The organism is Pseudomonas sp. BJa3, assembly GCF_026343815.1.
GTDB classification, from domain to species: domain Bacteria; phylum Pseudomonadota; class Gammaproteobacteria; order Pseudomonadales; family Pseudomonadaceae; genus Aquipseudomonas; species Aquipseudomonas soli.
On sequence record NZ_JAOXMC010000079.1, the window covers coordinates 1 to 319 of the forward strand.

Sequence of the window (319 nt, forward strand, 5' to 3'; positions counted from 1 at the left end):
CGCTGCCGTCTTTTGTTCCGCAAAAGGCGGGGGAGGAAAGTCCGGGCTCCATAGGGCAGATTGACAGGTAACGCCTGGGAGGCGCGAGCCTACGGAAAGTGCCACAGAAAACAACCGCCTAAGCACTTCGGTGCCGGTACGGGTGAAAAGGTGCGGTAAGAGCGCACCGCACGGCTGGCAACAGTCCGTGGCTAGGTAAACCCCACTCGGAGCAAGACCAAATAGGGTTCCATTCGGCGTGGCCCGAGTCTGAAGCGGGTAGGTTTCTAGAGGCGTGCAGTGATGGGCGTCGTTGAGGTATGACTGTCCTTGAATTAAT

General features: G+C 58.0%; 1 other RNA gene. It reads left to right on the forward strand.

What is annotated here, in order from left to right:
- Positions 1-319: RNase P RNA component class A (gene rnpB, locus OH705_RS26945), an RNA gene on the forward strand; the annotation flags it as partial.